Consider the following 15,537-nt stretch of genomic DNA (forward strand, 5'->3'; position numbering starts at 1 on the left):
CAGCCCATCGGAGTTGACACTGTGCCAACCCGGCTGCGGGATGCTTTCCTGGAGACCCGAGGTGGAGAGGGAGGCGCCCGTATGGATCCGGCACCCGTGCCCGTCGCCGACGCGCCGCCGGCGGAACCCGCGGCGGCCCGCAAGGCAAGGCCGATCGAGCTGTCCGGCTCGTTCCGGCACGAGGGCCAGCGCCTGTGCTACACCGAATACGGCAGCGGCGACCGCGTCGTGGTGCTGATGCACGGGATCATGTTCACCCGCCGGATGCACGCGCCGCTGGCCAGGCGGCTCGCCCGCGCGGGGTTCCGCGTGGTGACCCTCGACCTGCTCGGCCACGGCGATTCGGACCGGCCGACACAGTCGTGGCGCTATTCGATGCCCGCGTTCGGCGAACAGGCCGTCGCGCTGCTCGACCACCTGGAGATCGAGGACGCGGTGGTCGGCGGCACCTCGCTGGGCGCGAACGTGGCGCTGGAGGTGGCCGTCGCCGCGCCGTCGCGGGTGCGCGGGCTGGTGGTCGAAATGCCGGTGCTGGACAACGCGATCATCGCCGGGCTGCTGACCTTCGCACCCCTGTTGTTCGCCGCGCGCTTCCTGCCCGCGACAGTGCGCGGGGTGGCGTTGGCCGCGCACCTGGTGCCGCACGGGAACCAATGGGTGGACGTCATCACGGACACGCTGAGCCAGGAACCGGCGCCGATGGCCGCGTTGCTGCACGGCGTGCTGTTCGGCCGCGTCGCGCCGCCGAAGTCGATCCGGGGCACGATCACCACGCCGACGCTGGTGATCGGGCACGAGGGCGACCCGATCCACCCCTTCGGCGACGCGGGCAGTCTGGCCGAGGACCTGCCGGACGCCGAGTTCGTCCAGGCCCGGAGCCCGGTCGAGCTGCGGTTCGACCCGAAGCGGTTGAGCGCGGCGATCCGGGACTTCGCCTTTCGCCGCTACCCCGCCTGAGCCCGGCTCCCGAGGTCCTTCACGGCACGTCGGGCGGGGCGCGAAGGTCGTCCGCAGCGGCGTGCCCCCTGCCGTGCACGCCATCGGCGAGTTCGGTCCTGAGCGGCTCAGCGAGGTTCGTGAGGGGAACTCTGATTCCGTCAGGGTTCCCCTCACGAACCCCCGGCACGGGTCAATCCTCGTCGAGGCCGGGGGACTCCGGCGGTGCCTGGAGGTCGTGCGCGCGGAACAGGACGGCGTGCTCCACGCCCATGGCCTTGCCGCTCATCGCCGTGAACTGCGGGATGAAGTCCGCGGGCGCGGGGTGGTCCGGGAGCGCGGCCAGGTACGCCGCGTGCGCCTCCAGGGACGCGACACCGCGCTGCAGCGGTTCTCCGGTGACGTCGACGCCGTGGGTCGCCCCGGAACCGGGGAGTCCGGGGACGAGGTACCAGCGCGCGGAATGCGGGGCGAGGCCCTCGTCGTCGATCTGCTCCGGGAAGACCCACCGGTTGCCCGCGTCGCGGATCGCGTCGAGGGTCGCGAGTCCGGCGGCACGGTGGTCGGCCTGGTCGAAGCCGTAGGGCGTTTCGACGTCGAATCCGCAGCCGAGCACGACGTCGGGCTTGCACCGGCGGATCTCGCGGGCGATGTCCCGGCGCAGGTCGAGGCCGTAGACGAGCACGCCGTCCGGATGTTCGAGGACGGCGAGGCGCTCGACGCCGACGGCCGCGCAGGCGTTGCGCTGTTCGGCGACGCGCAGGCGGGCCGTCTCCTCGGGCGGGTTCGGCATGCCCGCCTCGCCGCGGGTGAGCAGGAGGTAGGCGACCTCGATGCCGCGCGCGGTCCAGCGCGCGACGGCGGCGGACGTGCCGTACTCCATGTCGTCCGGGTGCGCGACGACGCAGAGCACGCGCCGGAAGGACTCTTCAGGCAGGGCAGGCAGGGTCATACCGGACATCTTCGCCCGCGGACGGCCCGCTGTCCGCGTTATCCGGCCTGATTCCGGTCCAGTCCGGCCACCGGGCCGAACACGATCACCGCGGGCGGGCGGACTCCCGCGGCCGCCGCTTCCTCGGCCACCGAGGCGAGCGTCGACCGCAGCACCCGCTGGGTCCGCATCGTCCCGTCCTCGACCACGGCGACCGGCGTGTCGCCGGGGCGGCCGCCTTCGAGCAGGGCGGCGGCGAACTTCGGCAGCCGCTCGACGCCCATCATCAGCACGATCGTCCCGCGCATCCGGGCCAGCAGCGACCAGTCCACCAGCGACCGCTCGTCCCCCGGCGCGACGTGCCCGGACACGACGACCACCTCGTGCGCGACCCCGCGGTGCGTCACCGGGACGTCGGCCGCCGCGGGCACCGCGAACGCCGAGGTGATGCCCGGGACCATGGTCACCGGCACGCCGGCCTCGGCACACGCCTGGACCTCTTCGAATCCGCGGCCGAACAGGTACGGGTCGCCGCCCTTGAGCCGGACGACGAACTTGCCCTCCTTGGCCTTTTCGACAAGCGTCCGGTTGATCACGTCCTGGCTCGCCGCGCGGCCGTACGGGATCTTCGCCGCGTCGACGACCTCGACCTCCGGCGCCAATTCGTCCAGCAGGTCGCGCGGGCCGAGCCGGTCGACGACCACGACGTCGGCGCGCGAGAGCAGCCGCCGGGCGCGGACGGTGATCAGGTCCGGGTCGCCGGGCCCGCCGCCGACCAGCGCGACGCCGGGCAGCGTGCCTTCCGGATGCGGCCGGCGGCCGTCCTCGATCGTGCCCGCGTGCAGGCCGTCCAGCATCGCATCGCGGACCGCGGCCGAGCGGAGCGGCTCGCCGCCGGACAGGACGCCGAACAGGAGGCCGCCGTGCCGTCCGGTCGCGGGGGTCACCGCCGAACCGGACTCGCCCTCGTCGGCGCGGACGCAGAAGACGCGTTCCCGCTCCGCCTCCGCGCAGATCTCGGCGTTGGTCGCCGGGTCGTTCGTGCAGGCCAGCGCATACCAAGCCGCGCGCAGGTCGCCCTCGGCGTAGCGGCGCTGGTGCCACACCAGCTCGCCCGCGTCCGCCATCCCCTGCACCGACGGCGTCGTGTGCGGCGACACCAGCTCGACGCGGGCGCCCGCGCTGATCAGCCGCGGAAGCCGGCGCTGGGCGACGGAACCGCCGCCGAACACCACGACGCGGCGGCCGGTCAGGTCGAGGCCGGAAAGGTAGTGCGGGTCGTCCATGCGCCGAATCTAACAGCGGCGCGCAGCGCCTCCGTCGAGGGCGGCGGAGGGGAGGAAGGCGGAGATACGGGCGGCGCACCGTCTTCTCGTCGCGGCGAGCGCGGGTCATGCCACGCCGGAGTGCGGCTGAGGCCGCTGGGGCTAACGACACGGGAAAATGCGTCGGCTGTCCGCACCCAAATCCGCCGCCGCGTCCGGAAGCGACTGCTGGGCGCATACCGGATCACGTGGGGAGTCATGATGACAAGGAATCGTGCGGCCAGACGAAGACGCGCGGGTGCGGTGGCCGAGGCTCTGCTCGTGCTAGCCCGCCCGCGCCGGGCGCGACACAGGGGCAGGCGCGCGCCGTCAACAGCCACGGCGTCGCCGCGGGTTACATGCTGACGCCGACCGTCGCCGTCCCGGCGCGCGACACCGGCGTCGTCGTCGGCGAATGGCTGACGCCGGACAACCTGGAGCACCCCTTCCGCTGGGACCCGGACGGCCAGGTCGCCCACCTCGGCACGCTCCCGGCGACACGTGGTGCATCGCGACCGGCATCTCGCCGACGGCGCCGTCATCTCCGGCCTGGACACGAACCCGGCGAAGGCCCACTCGGTGCGGTGGGTCAACGGCGGGCCGATCACCGACCGCGTGGGCCAGCGCGAACAACGTCATGGACCGGGACGGGACGATCGGCGGGCACCTGACCGGCGTCGAGCACGGCATCTCCGCACCGACGACCTGGGACCGGAACGGCGTGCTGCACCGGCTGGACTGGCCGAGCCCGCATCCGAGCTGGCTCAATCAGGCCGGCCCCACCGGCTACGCGACCGGCAGCGGGTATCTGTGATTCGGTGCTTTGGGACCCGGACGGCACCATCTGCCTCGTCGACGGGGACATCGCGGGGGTCGGCTCGAACGGCAACGCGGTGGGGGCTTCGCAGAAACGCGCGACTGTCTGGTACGAGAACGAGGACATCGCGCGGTTCGGGATCCTTCCCGGCGGCAGTCACAGCAAGGCGGAGTGGATCGCCGACAGCGGCTACCTCGTCGGAAGCGCGGACCCCACCGGCTGCAAAACGCATGCGGTGGCTTGGAAACTCCACTAGCACCGGGTGCGGCTTCGCGCGTCAATCCGGTCCTCACTCGACCCGGAAAACCGGACCGCGCGGCACGAACGGCAGCCGAGCGCCACGCGGAACCAGAAAAGCATGCTCCCGCGACGGCCGCACGTGATCGCACTGCGCGTCAGTGATGATCAGCACCGGCCCGTCCGCCGGGAAATCCGGGGCGCGGCGCAGCAGCTCGACCCCGGGCTGCAGCCGGGTGCCGCCGCGGCCGCGGACCCTTACCCGGCCCGCGATGTCTTCCACGGCGAGGTATCCGGCGTCGTAGGCGGCCGCGTCGCAGAACACCACCCGGGCGGCCGGGACGTCGCGGGCCCGCGCGTACGACGCGATCGCGCCGAGCGCCTTGCCCAGCAGTTCCGCGTTCATCGACCCGGAGGTGTCCAGCACGACGCCGAAGGTCGCGCGGCGGTCGATCCGCTCCGGACGGACCAGGCCCGGACGCGGGATGTCCGGCGTCGCCGGCTGACGGCGCGACGCCCGCGCGTAGCTGCGCACCGGCCGCTCGGCCCGGACGTGCTCGTCGAACCACTGCGCCAGCTGCGCGTCCCACGGCAGCGGCGGGTGGTCCAGCGCGCGGATCTCCTGTTCCAGCCCGAGCGGCAGCAGGCCGAGCCCCTGGCTGAGCGCGCGGCGATAGAACTCGTCCAGGTCGACGCCGCCGGTCCGGTCGCCGTCGCGCCACGGCAGCGGCTTGGGTTCGGCCCGGCGCGAGGAACGGCGGGCGGCGGCGTCCGGCTCGGACAGCCAGTCGCCGAGGACGTCGCCCGCCTCGCGGCCGCCCAGCGTGCGCAGTTTGCGGGCGCGGCGCAGATCGGTGGTCAGCGTGTCGTACACCGATTCCGCGGACAGCCCGGCCAGCTGCGGATCGTGCAGCCCGTCGCCGGGCAATTCGCCGACGCCGAGGGCGACCAGCCAGCCGTTGACCACGTAGTCGCACGCGACGTTCCACAGATACGGATCGCGGCCGAGCGCACGGCGGTCGTGCCGGAGCGCGGCGTGCAGCATCTCGTGGGCGAACACGAACCGCCATTCCTCGGCGGTCAGCGCGGCATGCGGGTTGACGTAGATCTCGCCGTGTTCGGCGTCGACCGCCGCGACCGAGATGTCCCAGGCGCGGACCACCTCCGGATCGGCGATCAGCGTGAACCCGGCGGCCACCGCGCCCAGCAGCGGGAACGACGACGCGAACCAGCCCAGCGCGCGGTCCCACTCCCCCAGCCTCCGCCGGTGCCGGGTCTGGCCGCGCGCGTCGGCGGCCTGCTCCATCGCCTCGGTGGCCGAAGCGATCAGGCCGTGCACGAACCGCTCGGTCCACGGCGCGGACTTCCCGTAGTACTGGGCGTGCCAGCGGCTCGGCGGCTCCGTGAGCGCGAGACACGGCCGGTCGCCGCCGGTGCCGAGCGAACGGAAGACCTCCGGAACACCGGTGTCGCGCCAAGCGCGGGCAAGGGAAAGCTCGTCCGTGCCGGGAAGTTCGGGCAGCAGCGTGAGCGGCGTCCCGACCCGCACTGCCCCCGCGAACCGGTGCACCGCGACGCAACATGCCGCGCCGTAGCTCGCGTCGACGTCGCGGTCGGCAGTGATCGCGTCCGCCTCGGCGAGCTGTCCCTCGTCCAGATGGCCGAGGCCGAGGTGCAGCAGCAGATGCGCGAACACCCATGCCCACTCGGCCGGTTCGGCGTCGCGGGAGCGGTTCGCGGTGATCAGGCCGCGGTCGGCGACGACTGCCCAAGCCGCGGCGCCGGTCAGGCTGACGCGGTCCAGGCTCGCGCCCTCCGCGAGCCGCTTCAGGACGGTGTTCGCGCGGACCAGCGCCCAGCCCGCGTCGATCGCCTTGTTCCGGCGTTCGCGGAGGCGAGCGTCGGAGCGGACGGTGCTCATGCCCGGGCCGCCACCAGCCGAGGCAGGTCGCGCGCGGCTTCGACCAGGAACCACGCCGGCAGGCGCGGGTTGCCCGCCTCGTCGTCCGCGATCACCAGCTGCGCCATCTCCAGCGAGATCTCCGCCAGTTCGACCAGCAGGCTCTTCGCCCGGAACGCGAACTGCCGCACCGCCGCCGACGCGTGCCGCTTGTCCGCGGGCAGGTCGCGGGAGAGCCGGACGCGGAAGGTCTCGGCGAGGAAGTAGAGCAGGTCGCGCTCGCCCGCCTCGGCGGGCCAGCGCGCGTCGCCCTTGAGGATGGCTTCCAGGTCGTAGGCGTGCCGCGCGACCTTGAGATAGGACCGAAACGCGCCTGCGTGCTGCCGGGTGAGCGTGGCGTACGCGAGCAGCCCGGCGGTCTCGTCGTCGAGCGCATCGCCTGCCGAATGCAGCAGGTCGGACAGCATGTGCCAGGACCTCGGCGTGGAGAAGGGCTCCTCGGTCTTCGGCGGCTGGCTCCACAGGTGGTCCGGGCGCTGGGTCAGGTATTCGACCACTGCCGGATGGATGCCGTTGCCCGCCGCCCAGGCGAGCCAGTCGCCCGCCGACGCGCGCAGGTGAAGGTGGACCAGCCGGTTCACCAGCGCCGAGGCCATCGGCCGGGCGAGCGCCTGGTCGGTGGCGCGGTTGCCGGCGCCGATCACCACCGAACCGGGCGGCAGCTCGTAGGAGCCGATCCGCCGGTCGAGGATCAGCGAATAGAACGCCTTCTGCACGTCCGGCGACGCGGCGTTCAGCTCGTCCAGGAACAGGCAGTACGGCTCGTCGCGCGCGATCTGCTCGGGCGGGCAGAACCGGCTGCGGCCGTCGACGATCTGCGGGACGCCGATCAGGTCCTCGGGCGCGAGCTGCGTGCCGAGCAGCGAGACGCATTCGAGGCCGAGCGCCGCCGCGAATTCCCGGACCAGCGAAGACTTCCCGATTCCGGGCGCGCCCCAGAGGAAGACCGGACGGACGACGGCGGTCGTGAGCAGGATGTCGGGCAGCTGGGCGGGGGTGACCGTGAGCTGGGCGTGCACAACGCGGACCTTTCCGGTGTCGGGACATCCTCGTGCGACGCCCGTTTCGTGCCGTGATGGTCGCGCGCCCGGCCCGCTGCCCGCATCCGGTTTTTCAGCTCCGCGCCGCCGTCGGGTACGGCAGCAGCGCCATCTCCCGCGCGTTCTTGATCGCGGTCGCCACCTGTTTCTGCTGCTGCGGCGTCAGTCCGGTGACCCGGCGGGCCCGGATCTTGCCCCGGTCGGAAATGAATTTCCGCAGCAGATCGACGTCTTTCCAGTCCACCCGGGTGATTCCGGCTGCGTGGAAGGGGTTCGGGCGGCGGCGCGGCGTCCGGTCTGGTTTGGGCACGGTGCTCACCAGCTCGACTTCGACACGCCGGGCAGTTCCCCGTTGTGCGCCATCTGCCGCATGCGCACCCGGGACAGCCCGAATTTCCGCAGGTATCCGCGCGGACGCCCGTCGGCGGCGTCGCGGTTGCGGATCCGCGTGCGGCTCGCGTCGCGCGGCATCCGTTGCAGCGCAACGACAGCGTCGGCCTTCTCGTCGGCAGAGGCGGACGGCGACGCGATCAGCGCCTTGAGCGCGCGCCGGCGTTCCACGTACCGCGCGGCGATCACCTTCCGCTGCTCGTTCTTCGCGATTTTCGACTTTTTCGCCATCAGCGTTCTTCCTTGAATTCGACGTGCTTGCGCGCCACCGGGTCGTATTTGCGCAACACCATCCGGTCCGGGTTGTTGCGTCGGTTCTTCTTGGTGACATACGTGTAGCCGGTGCCCGCGGTCGACCGCAGTTTGATGACCGGCCGGATGTCGGTGCTTTTCGCCATTCAGAACTTCGCTCCCTTCGCGACGAGGTCGGCGACGACGGCATCGATGCCGCGTTTGCCGATCGTCTTCATGCCCTTCGCCGACACCTTGAGCCGCACGGTGCGGCCGAGGCTCGGCACGTAGTAGCGGCGCGTCTGCAGGTTCGGCTCCCACCGCCGCGACGTGCGGCGATGCGAATGCGAGACCTGCTTGCCGTAGCCCGGCTTGCGGCCGGTGACCTGGCACACGGCTGACACGGACCCTCCCAAGTTGATAGTGACATTCATGTTCAACTACGCTCGTCACCGTACCCCGCCCCGTCGTCTGGAGATCCAGTGCCCCCACGTCCGCGTGTCCCGCTCGTGCTCTGCAGCGGGATCGCCCGCACCGGCGCTCTCGCCGCGCTTCTGCTCCGCGCGAGCCCCGGCACCGCCGTCGTCCACCACGACCTGCGCGACATCGGCTCCGGCGTCGTCCGCCGCCGGATCCTCCTGCGCGGCCGCGACGAGCTGACCCCGCTCGAACTCGCGCACGGCTGCGTCAACTGCACGCTGCGCGAGGATCTGCTGCCGCTGCTGCGCCGGCTGGCCCGGATGCCGCAGGTCGACCGCATCGTGGTGCGGCTGGACGAAGCGATGGAGCCGGAGCCGGTGAGCTGGGCGATCCGCAACGTCCTGGTCGGCGACCGCCCGGTGAGCGACGACGTCGAGCTCGAAGCGGTGTTCACCGTGCTGGACTGCGCGACCTGGCTCGCCGACGTCACCGGCGACGACCTGCTCGCCGAGCGCGGCCTCCACGGCAGCCCCGAGGACGAGCGGACGCTCGCGCAGGTCGCACTGTCCCAGGCGGAATCGGCGGACGTGCTCGTGCTCGCCGGAGCCGCACCGGACGCCTGGTGCGCGGCCAGATCCTCCGCGGTGCTGGACCGGGTCGCGCCGTCCGTTCCCCGGGTCGAGCTCGCCCGCACCGACGCCGCCGGACTGTTCGCCGCGATCCCGGCCGACGCCCGCCGCGGCGAGGTCACCGACCTGCACGGCGCGTTGCTGCGCGGCGCGCCGCCGCTGCACCCGGACTGCGGCATCGAACTGCTGCGGTTCACCGCGCAGCGCCCGTTCCATCCGGAGCGGCTGCACGAGGCGATCGACCTGCTGCTCGACGGCGTGGTCCGCACCCGCGGCCGGGCCTGGGTCGCCAGCCAGCCCGACGTCGCGTTCTGGATCGAATCGGCGGGCGGCGGGCTCGGCATCGGGCACGCCGGGCCGTGGCTCGCCTCGCCGGAGGGACCGGACTGGGCCGAGGTCTCCCCCGAACGCCGCACGCTCGCCTCGCTGCGCTGGGACCCGGTGCACGGCGACCGCGCGCAGGAGCTGGTGATCGTCACCGATCAGGCCGCTCCCGCGGAGATCGAGAGCGCGTTGCAAGCCGCCCTGCTCACCGACGCCGAACTCGCCGAAGGCGAAGCCGCCTGGCGCGGATACCCCGACCCCTTCGGGGACTGGCACGAGGACCCCTGCGAAGAAACCGAAGAACCCGACCGGCACGCGAACGCCGCCAACCAGAAGGACGAAACCCTGTGAAACCCGGCATCCACCCCGACTACCACCCGGTGGTCTTCAAGGACTCGTCGACCGGCGACGCGTTCCTGACCCGCTCCACCGCCACCTCCGACCGGACCATCGAATGGTCCGACGGGAACACCTACCCGCTCGTGGCGGTGGACATCAGCGCGTGGTCGCATCCGTTCTGGACCGGCACCCAGCGGATCCTCGACTCGGCGGGCCAGGTCGAGAAGTTCCACCGCCGTTACGGGCAGCGCCGCGGCGGGGGTGCGCGCTGATGGCCGTCCCGAAGCGGAAGATGTCCCGCAGCAACACCCGGTCCCGGCGCTCGCAGTGGAAGGCGGCGGCACCGGACCTGGTGCCGATCGTCGTGGACGGCGAGCGGAAACTGGTGCCGCGCAAGCTGATCAAGCACTTCCAGCGGCTCGGGCGGTGAGCGTCCCGGTCACTGTCCTTTCCGGATTCCTCGGCGCCGGGAAAACCACGCTGCTCAACCGGATCCTGGCCAACCGCGAGGGCCTGCGCGTCGCGGTGATCGTGAACGACATGAGCGAGGTCAACATCGACGCCGCGCTCGTGCGGGACAGCGTGTCGCGGACCGAGGAGCGGCTGGTCGAGATGACCAACGGGTGCATTTGCTGCACCCTGCGCGAGGATCTGCTCGACGAGGTCGCCCGGCTGTGCGAGGACGGGCGGTTCGGCCATCTGCTCATCGAGTCGAGCGGGATCTCCGAGCCGATGCCGGTCGCGGCGACGTTCTCCTTCCCCGCCGACGACGGCTCCCCGGTGCTGTCGTCGGCGCGGCTGGACACGATGGTCACCGTGGTGGACGCGGCGAACTTCGCCCGCGAACTGGCCCGCGGGGACAGCCTGGCCGAGCGTCGGCTGGACCAGTACGAGGGCGACGAGCGGACGGTCAGCGACCTGCTGATGGACCAGGTCGAGTTCGCCGATGTGCTGCTGCTGAACAAGGTCGACCTGGTCACACCGTCGGAGAAGGACCGGTTGCTCGCCTCGCTGCGCCGCCTCAACCCGGCTGCCGACGTCGTGTCCGCCGAGTTCGGCCGGGTGCCGCTGGAGCGGGTCTTCGGCACCGGCCGCTACGACGCCGAACGCGCGCGGGAAGCGCCGGGCTGGGTGGCGGAACTGAACGGCGACCACGTGCCGGAGACCGAGGAGTACGGCATTTCCAGCGTGGTGTTCCGCTCCCCGCGCGCGTTCGACCCGGTGCGGTTGTGGGACTTCGTGACCTCGCGGCTGGACTCCGGCGAGTTCGGCACGGTGCTGCGGTCGAAGGGGTTCTTCAGCCTCAGCAGCCGGCCGGGCACGCTGGGGTTGTGGTCGCAGGCGGGCAGCGTCGCACGGTTCGAACCGCAGGGCGTCGCGGACGAACCCCGGCAGGAACTGGTGTTCATCGGCGTCGGGCTCGAGCACGCCGCTCTGCTCGACGCACTGGAGACCTGCCTCGCCGAGAGCGGAGCCACCGACGACCCGTTCCCCGAGTGGGAGCCGGTGCACGTCCACTAAGGACGGTTCCGGCTCACGGCCGCAGCACCGTGAGCCGGAACCGCCCGCTCTTCGCCGCCGCGTGCTCCACTGCCTCGCCGACCGCGGACAGCGCGAACTCGTCCACCTCGAACTGGGCCAGGTCCAGCAGTCCGCACCGGGCCAGCGCGATCAGCTTCGGCACCGCGTCGCGCGGGTACATCCACCGGCCCCGCACCGTCACGCTGTTGAGCATCAGCCACGGGTACGGCAGCGCGAGTTCGCCGCCGACCCCGCCCATCAGCACCACGCGGCCGAACTCCCGGACCGTCATCGCCGCCGCGCGCACCGCGGCGGCCGGGGCGGACGGCGGCAGCAGATCCAGCACCAGGTCCACTGGGCCGGCCACCGAGAGCATCGCCTCGCGGTCCTCGTCTTCGTTGCCGCACAACACGACCGTCCGCACGCGATGGCCGAAGCGCTGCTCCAGATCGGCCAGCGCGGCCCGGTTCCGGCCCGGCGCGATCACCCGGCCCGCGCCCATCGCGATCGCCACGGCCACCGCCGCACCGCCGTACGTGCCGGTCGCGCCGCTCACCAGCACCGTCTCCCCCGGCTGCAATCCGCCGTCGAGCAGGCCGCCGTAGGGCACCAGGCAGATCCCGAGCGCGGCCCACCGGCCCGCGCCGGCCTCGCCGATCTCGCCCAGCGGGGCCGCGTTCTCCGTCGGGACCATGATCCGCTCGGCGAACCCGCCGTTGCGGAAATGGCGCTGCAGCGCCAATCCTCCGTCGCCGCGAGCGGTCAGGCCTTGCAGGACGACGTCCGGCGTCACCGCGTCGTCGCGGGAGCGGACGGCCGGGTCGCAGCGGACCCAATCGCCCGGCCGGAGTTTCGTCGCGTCCGGCCCGGCCGACCGCACCCGGCCGACCGCGCCGGCGCCCAGGATCGCGGGCAGTTCCAGCGCGTACCGCCGGGCGCCGCTGACCACCTCGGCGGTGTAGTGCAGCACCGGCGCCGCGACGACGTCCACGACCACTTCCCCGGTGCCCGGCACCGGCTCCGCGACGTCCTCGACCGACAGCGGGCGCCCGAATTCCTTGAGCACAGCAGCCTTCACCGAATCCTCCTTCGTTCCGTTCCATCCAAGCGGAATCAGGAATCGGCAACCAGGAGCCCGCCGCTACCAGGATCCCGAAAATTCGTCCCGGATACCCGTTTCGCACGAGTTGAACAGGCTAGGTTTATCAGTCTAGGCTGTCGATTGTGGCGGACCGGACGATCGACACCCAGGCACACCGCGACGGGCGCTACAAATGGGTCGCGCTCTCCAACACGACGCTCGGCGTGCTGATGTCGGCGCTGGACGGGTCGATCGTGATCATCTCGCTGCCGGCGATCTTCCGCGGCATCGGACTCGACCCGCTGGCCCCGGCCAACATCGGCTACCTGCTGTGGATGATCCTCGGCTACCTGCTGGTGTCCGCGGTCCTGGTGGTGACGCTCGGGCGGCTCGGCGACATGTTCGGCCGCGTCCGGATGTACAACGTCGGGTTCGTGATCTTCAGCGTCGCCTCGGTGGCGCTGTCGTTCGACCCGTTCCACGCGGGCGGCGGCGCGCTGTGGCTGATCGGCTGGCGGGTGGTGCAGGCCGTCGGCGGCGCGATGCTCACCGCGAACTCCGCGGCGATCCTCACCGACGCCTTCCCGCGCGAACAGCGCGGAATGGCCTTGGGCGTCAACCAGATCACCGCGCTGGCCGGGCAGTTCCTCGGCCTCGTCGCGGGCGGGCTGCTGGCCGAACTCGACTGGCGCGCGGTGTTCTGGGTGAGCGTGCCGTTCGGCGTTTTCGGCACCGTCTGGTCGATCCGCAGCCTGCGCGAGATCAGCAAGCCGCAGCGCGCGCGGATCGACTGGGGCGGCAATGTCACCTTCGCGCTCGGCACCGCGGTCATCCTCGCCTCGATCACCTACGGCATCCAGCCCTACGGCGGCGCGGCGACCGGCTGGGGCAACCCGTGGGTGCTCGGCGGGCTCGGCGCCGGGATCGCGCTGCTGGCGGGGTTCTGCGTGATCGAGACCAGGGTGCCGTCGCCGATGTTCCAGCTGTCGCTGTTCCGCATCCGCGCGTTCACCGCCGGGAACCTCGCCGCGCTGCTCACCGCGATCGCGCGCGGCGGGATGCAGTTCATGCTGATCATCTGGCTGCAGGGGATCTGGCTGCCGCTGCACGGCTACGACTACGAGCAGACCCCGCTGTGGGCCGGGATCTACCTGCTGCCGCTCACCGCCGGATTCCTGATCGCCGGCCCGGTGTCGGGATACCTCTCCGACCGGTTCGGCGCGCGGCTGTTCTCCACCGGCGGGCTGGTGCTGGTCGCCGGATCCTTCCTCGGCTTGCTCGCGCTGCCGGTGGACTTCAGCTATCCGGCGTTCGCGCTGCTGCTCGTGCTGAGCGGCATCGGCCAGGGCATGTTCTCCGCGCCGAACACCTCGGCGATCATGAGCAGCGTGCCGGACAACCAGCGCGGCGTCGCGTCCGGCATGCGCTCGACATTCCAGAATTCCGGGACGTCGCTGTCCATCGGCGTGTTCTTCTCGCTGATGATCGCCGGGCTGGCCGGATCGCTGCCCGCGACGCTCACCGGCGGGCTGCGGGCGCACGGCGTCCCGGCGGACGTCGCCGCGAACATCGCCCAGCTGCCGCCGGTGAGCACCCTCTTCGCCGCTTTCCTGGGCAGCAACCCGGTGGCGCACCTGGTCGGCCCCGGGATGCTCGGCCGGCTCTCCCCCGCCGATTCCGCCGCGCTGACCGGCAAGGAGTTCTTCCCCACGCTGATTTCCGGTCCGTTCCACGACGGACTGGTCACCGTGTTCGTCGCGGCCGCGGCGATGGCGCTGGTCGCCGCGGCCGCGTCCGCGTCGCGGGGGAAGCGGTACTTCCACCAGGACCCGGTCAATCCATCGTGAGCACGATCTTGCCGTGGATGTTCCCCGCCTGATAGGTCCGCATCGCTTCGGCGGCTTCGGCGAGCGGGAACGTCGCCATGATGCGATGCGTCAGCTCGCCTTTCGCGTAACGGCCCGCCAACCGCGCGAGGCGGGCCGCGGAGCGGTCGTTCACCGTGAGCAGGATGCCCAGCTCGCCGGCGCGGTCGTGCTCGACCAGGGTGAGAATCCGGGACCGGTCCTCGATCAGGTCCAAGGTGTACTCCAGCGCGGCGCCGCCGACCCCGTCGATCGCCGCCGTGACGCCGTGGGGAGCCACCCGTTCGACGAAATCCTCGCTGTAGGCAAGAGGAATCGCCCCGAGTGCCCGCACCTGCTCGTGCCACGCCGGACGCGCGACGCCGAGCACCTTCGCGCCGCGCGACCGGGACAGCTGCACCGCCATCGCTCCGACGGAACCAGCCGCGCCGTGTACCAGCACCGTGTCGCCGGGGCCGACGTTGATCCGCTCGATCGCGATCTCCGCGGTCTGCGCCGCCGCGGTGAACGCGCCCGCGACCTCCCACGGCATCTCCGGCGGCTTCGCCACCACCTGGTCCGCTCCGGCGACGACCAGTTCCTGATACGCCCCCAGCCGGCCGAAGCCGAGCACCTCGTCGCCCGCCGCGAACCCTTCGGCGCCTTCCCCGACTTCGTCGACGACCCCGGCGAACTCGTTGCCCGGCACGGTGAACGCGCCCGGTTCCGGCACCGGGATGAGCCCGGCGAGCACCGCGACGTCGAACGCCTGCACCCCCGCGGCCTTCGTCCGGATCCGGACCTCCCCCGGCCCCGGACGCGGTTCCGCGACCTCCTCCAGCCGCAGCACCTCCGGCCCGCCCAGCTCGCGGAACCCCATCGCCTTGCTCATTCCCGCCTCCAGCGCTCGTGTCGATCACCGCCAGTGTTCGACATCAAGCGGACTTGATGTCAAGCCGCGGGGTCGGCCAACCCCCGCCCGATGGGCTAGATTGGGCAGCGATGACTACCGGGACGGCATTTCGCCACTCACGGATCGGCTACCCGGTGCTCTTCTGACCGCCGCGCGGGCCCCGCCTCCTTTCGTCGTGACCAGAGCAACCTCGACGACGACAGGAGAATTCATGCCCGGCACAACTCTGCCGATCCCCACCGCCGACGGCTTCGGCCTCCGGCCGGTGCTCCAGGGCCTGGCCAGCGAACTCGCGCAGCACGGTTACTACGTCCTCGTGCCCCGCTGTTTCTATCGGCACGGCCCGGCCCCGGTGCTCGACCTTCCGGAATTCATCGGCGAAGACGAGCGGGCCGGGGTCTTCGCTCAGGTGCTGCCGTTGATCGAAGCGCACACCCCCGAGCTGGTCCTGCGTGATGCCAGCGCCTATCTCGAATTCCTCACCGCCCGGCCCGAAGTGAGCTCCGGACCGGTCGGGGTGACCGGCTAGTGTCCTGCGTCGTTAATTCGTCGTCAGTTAGGCTCTGGCGGCATGACTGATGGTGCCGCGGGACGTCGGGGGCCGAAGCTTGAGCCGGTAG

At 71.8% G+C, this 15,537-nt stretch carries 19 protein-coding genes; 9 read left to right on the plus strand and 10 right to left on the minus strand.

Annotation, left to right across the window (positions count from 1 at the left end; translation table 11 throughout):
- Positions 1-81 precede the first annotated feature (81 nt).
- Positions 82-957, plus strand: a complete 876-nt coding sequence (locus BM362_RS27365; protein WP_093575076.1) for an alpha/beta fold hydrolase — start codon at positions 82-84, stop codon at positions 955-957.
- A 172-nt stretch (positions 958-1,129) separates the two neighbouring features.
- Here the strand turns inward: BM362_RS27365 and BM362_RS27370 are convergent, their stop codons facing one another.
- Both BM362_RS27370 and cobA read right to left on the minus strand, forming a co-directional pair.
- A complete protein-coding gene (locus tag BM362_RS27370) occupies positions 1,130-1,897 on the minus strand; it encodes a PIG-L deacetylase family protein (RefSeq protein WP_067587272.1) in 768 nt (255 codons plus the stop codon).
- Positions 1,898-1,926: 29 nt separating this feature from the next.
- Positions 1,927-3,153: a uroporphyrinogen-III C-methyltransferase gene (gene cobA / locus BM362_RS27375; RefSeq protein ID WP_093575077.1), complete on the minus strand. Its 1,227-nt coding sequence runs from the start codon at positions 3,151-3,153 to the stop codon at positions 1,927-1,929.
- Positions 3,154-3,808: 655 nt separating this feature from the next.
- On the opposite strand from cobA, the gene BM362_RS47655 reads away from it, so the two are divergent.
- Positions 3,809-3,985: a hypothetical protein gene (locus BM362_RS47655; protein WP_167545454.1), complete on the plus strand. Its 177-nt coding sequence runs from the start codon at positions 3,809-3,811 to the stop codon at positions 3,983-3,985.
- Between the two features lie 4 nt (positions 3,986-3,989).
- Positions 3,990-4,244 (plus strand): hypothetical protein, encoded by a 255-nt coding sequence (locus BM362_RS27380; RefSeq protein ID WP_093575078.1) that lies wholly within the window; start codon positions 3,990-3,992, stop codon positions 4,242-4,244.
- A 33-nt stretch (positions 4,245-4,277) separates the two neighbouring features.
- Here the strand turns inward: BM362_RS27380 and BM362_RS27385 are convergent, their stop codons facing one another.
- The 6 genes from BM362_RS27385 to rpmB all read right to left on the minus strand — a co-directional run bounded on the left by BM362_RS27385 (position 4,278) and on the right by rpmB (position 8,250).
- The gene (locus BM362_RS27385) at positions 4,278-6,146 is read right to left on the minus strand and encodes a vWA domain-containing protein (RefSeq protein ID WP_093575079.1); all 1,869 of its coding nucleotides are present in this window, start codon (positions 6,144-6,146) and stop codon (positions 4,278-4,280) included.
- The gene (locus BM362_RS27390; RefSeq protein ID WP_067587258.1) at positions 6,143-7,204 is read right to left on the minus strand and encodes an AAA family ATPase; all 1,062 of its coding nucleotides are present in this window, start codon (positions 7,202-7,204) and stop codon (positions 6,143-6,145) included. Before BM362_RS27390 ends, BM362_RS27385 begins: the two co-directional genes overlap by 4 nt.
- A 94-nt stretch (positions 7,205-7,298) precedes the next feature.
- Positions 7,299-7,544, minus strand: a complete 246-nt coding sequence (gene rpsR / locus BM362_RS27395) for a 30S ribosomal protein S18 (RefSeq protein WP_093575080.1) — start codon at positions 7,542-7,544, stop codon at positions 7,299-7,301.
- A complete protein-coding gene (gene rpsN / locus BM362_RS27400; protein WP_067587252.1) occupies positions 7,541-7,846 on the minus strand; it encodes a 30S ribosomal protein S14 in 306 nt (101 codons plus the stop codon). Before rpsN ends, rpsR begins: the two co-directional genes overlap by 4 nt.
- Entirely contained in the window at positions 7,846-8,013 is a 168-nt protein-coding gene (gene rpmG, locus BM362_RS27405) for a 50S ribosomal protein L33 (RefSeq protein ID WP_009078884.1), read from the minus strand. Before rpmG ends, rpsN begins: the two co-directional genes overlap by 1 nt.
- A complete protein-coding gene (gene rpmB / locus BM362_RS27410) occupies positions 8,014-8,250 on the minus strand; it encodes a 50S ribosomal protein L28 (RefSeq protein ID WP_067587249.1) in 237 nt (78 codons plus the stop codon).
- Positions 8,251-8,328: 78 nt separating this feature from the next.
- Here rpmB and mrf point away from each other — a divergent pair, with 78 nt between their 5' ends.
- Genes mrf through BM362_RS27430 form a run of 4 tightly spaced genes read left to right on the plus strand, consistent with a single transcriptional unit; the run spans position 8,329 to position 11,079 of the window.
- Positions 8,329-9,570 carry a ribosome hibernation factor-recruiting GTPase MRF gene (gene mrf / locus BM362_RS27415; RefSeq protein ID WP_093575081.1) on the plus strand — a complete coding sequence of 414 codons (1,242 nt, stop codon included), beginning with the start codon at positions 8,329-8,331 and terminating at the stop codon, positions 9,568-9,570.
- Positions 9,567-9,830: a type B 50S ribosomal protein L31 gene (locus BM362_RS27420; protein WP_067587243.1), complete on the plus strand. Its 264-nt coding sequence runs from the start codon at positions 9,567-9,569 to the stop codon at positions 9,828-9,830. The genes mrf and BM362_RS27420 overlap by 4 nt, the downstream gene beginning before the upstream one ends.
- The gene (gene rpmF / locus BM362_RS27425; RefSeq protein WP_093575082.1) at positions 9,830-9,988 is read left to right on the plus strand and encodes a 50S ribosomal protein L32; all 159 of its coding nucleotides are present in this window, start codon (positions 9,830-9,832) and stop codon (positions 9,986-9,988) included. The genes BM362_RS27420 and rpmF overlap by 1 nt, the downstream gene beginning before the upstream one ends.
- Entirely contained in the window at positions 9,985-11,079 is a 1,095-nt protein-coding gene (locus tag BM362_RS27430) for a GTP-binding protein (RefSeq protein ID WP_067587237.1), read from the plus strand. The genes rpmF and BM362_RS27430 overlap by 4 nt, the downstream gene beginning before the upstream one ends.
- Before the next feature lie 13 nt (positions 11,080-11,092).
- Here the strand turns inward: BM362_RS27430 and BM362_RS27435 are convergent, their stop codons facing one another.
- A complete protein-coding gene (locus BM362_RS27435; RefSeq protein WP_093575083.1) occupies positions 11,093-12,157 on the minus strand; it encodes a zinc-binding dehydrogenase in 1,065 nt (354 codons plus the stop codon).
- A 146-nt stretch (positions 12,158-12,303) separates the two neighbouring features.
- Here BM362_RS27435 and BM362_RS27440 point away from each other — a divergent pair, with 146 nt between their 5' ends.
- Positions 12,304-14,007, plus strand: a complete 1,704-nt coding sequence (locus BM362_RS27440) for an MFS transporter (protein ID WP_208865354.1) — start codon at positions 12,304-12,306, stop codon at positions 14,005-14,007.
- On the opposite strand, the gene BM362_RS27445 is transcribed toward BM362_RS27440, so the two are convergent.
- The gene (locus tag BM362_RS27445; RefSeq protein WP_093575084.1) at positions 13,994-14,896 is read right to left on the minus strand and encodes an NADP-dependent oxidoreductase; all 903 of its coding nucleotides are present in this window, start codon (positions 14,894-14,896) and stop codon (positions 13,994-13,996) included. The genes BM362_RS27440 and BM362_RS27445 overlap by 14 nt on opposite strands.
- A gap of 232 nt (positions 14,897-15,128) precedes the next feature.
- Here BM362_RS27445 and BM362_RS27450 point away from each other — a divergent pair, with 232 nt between their 5' ends.
- Positions 15,129-15,446: a dienelactone hydrolase family protein gene (locus BM362_RS27450; RefSeq protein WP_107309564.1), complete on the plus strand. Its 318-nt coding sequence runs from the start codon at positions 15,129-15,131 to the stop codon at positions 15,444-15,446.
- Positions 15,447-15,537: the final 91 nt, after the last annotated feature.

This window comes from Amycolatopsis rubida, from assembly GCF_900115345.1.
GTDB lineage: Bacteria > Actinomycetota > Actinomycetes > Mycobacteriales > Pseudonocardiaceae > Amycolatopsis > Amycolatopsis rubida.

Coding starts and splice junctions, on each gene's coding strand:
- BM362_RS27365 (WP_093575076.1), top strand. CDS start 82: ATGGATCCGGCACCCGTGCCCGTCGCCGACGCGCCGCCGGCGGAACCC.
- BM362_RS27370 (WP_067587272.1), bottom strand. CDS start 1,897: ATGTCCGGTATGACCCTGCCTGCCCTGCCTGAAGAGTCCTTCCGGCGC.
- cobA (WP_093575077.1), bottom strand. CDS start 3,153: ATGGACGACCCGCACTACCTTTCCGGCCTCGACCTGACCGGCCGCCGC.
- BM362_RS47655 (WP_167545454.1), top strand. CDS start 3,809: ATGGACCGGGACGGGACGATCGGCGGGCACCTGACCGGCGTCGAGCAC.
- BM362_RS27385 (WP_093575079.1), bottom strand. CDS start 6,146: ATGAGCACCGTCCGCTCCGACGCTCGCCTCCGCGAACGCCGGAACAAG.
- rpsN (WP_067587252.1), bottom strand. CDS start 7,846: ATGGCGAAAAAGTCGAAAATCGCGAAGAACGAGCAGCGGAAGGTGATC.
- rpmG (WP_009078884.1), bottom strand. CDS start 8,013: ATGGCGAAAAGCACCGACATCCGGCCGGTCATCAAACTGCGGTCGACC.
- rpmF (WP_093575082.1), top strand. CDS start 9,830: ATGGCCGTCCCGAAGCGGAAGATGTCCCGCAGCAACACCCGGTCCCGG.
- BM362_RS27445 (WP_093575084.1), bottom strand. CDS start 14,896: ATGAGCAAGGCGATGGGGTTCCGCGAGCTGGGCGGGCCGGAGGTGCTG.
- BM362_RS27450 (WP_107309564.1), top strand. CDS start 15,129: ATGCCCGGCACAACTCTGCCGATCCCCACCGCCGACGGCTTCGGCCTC.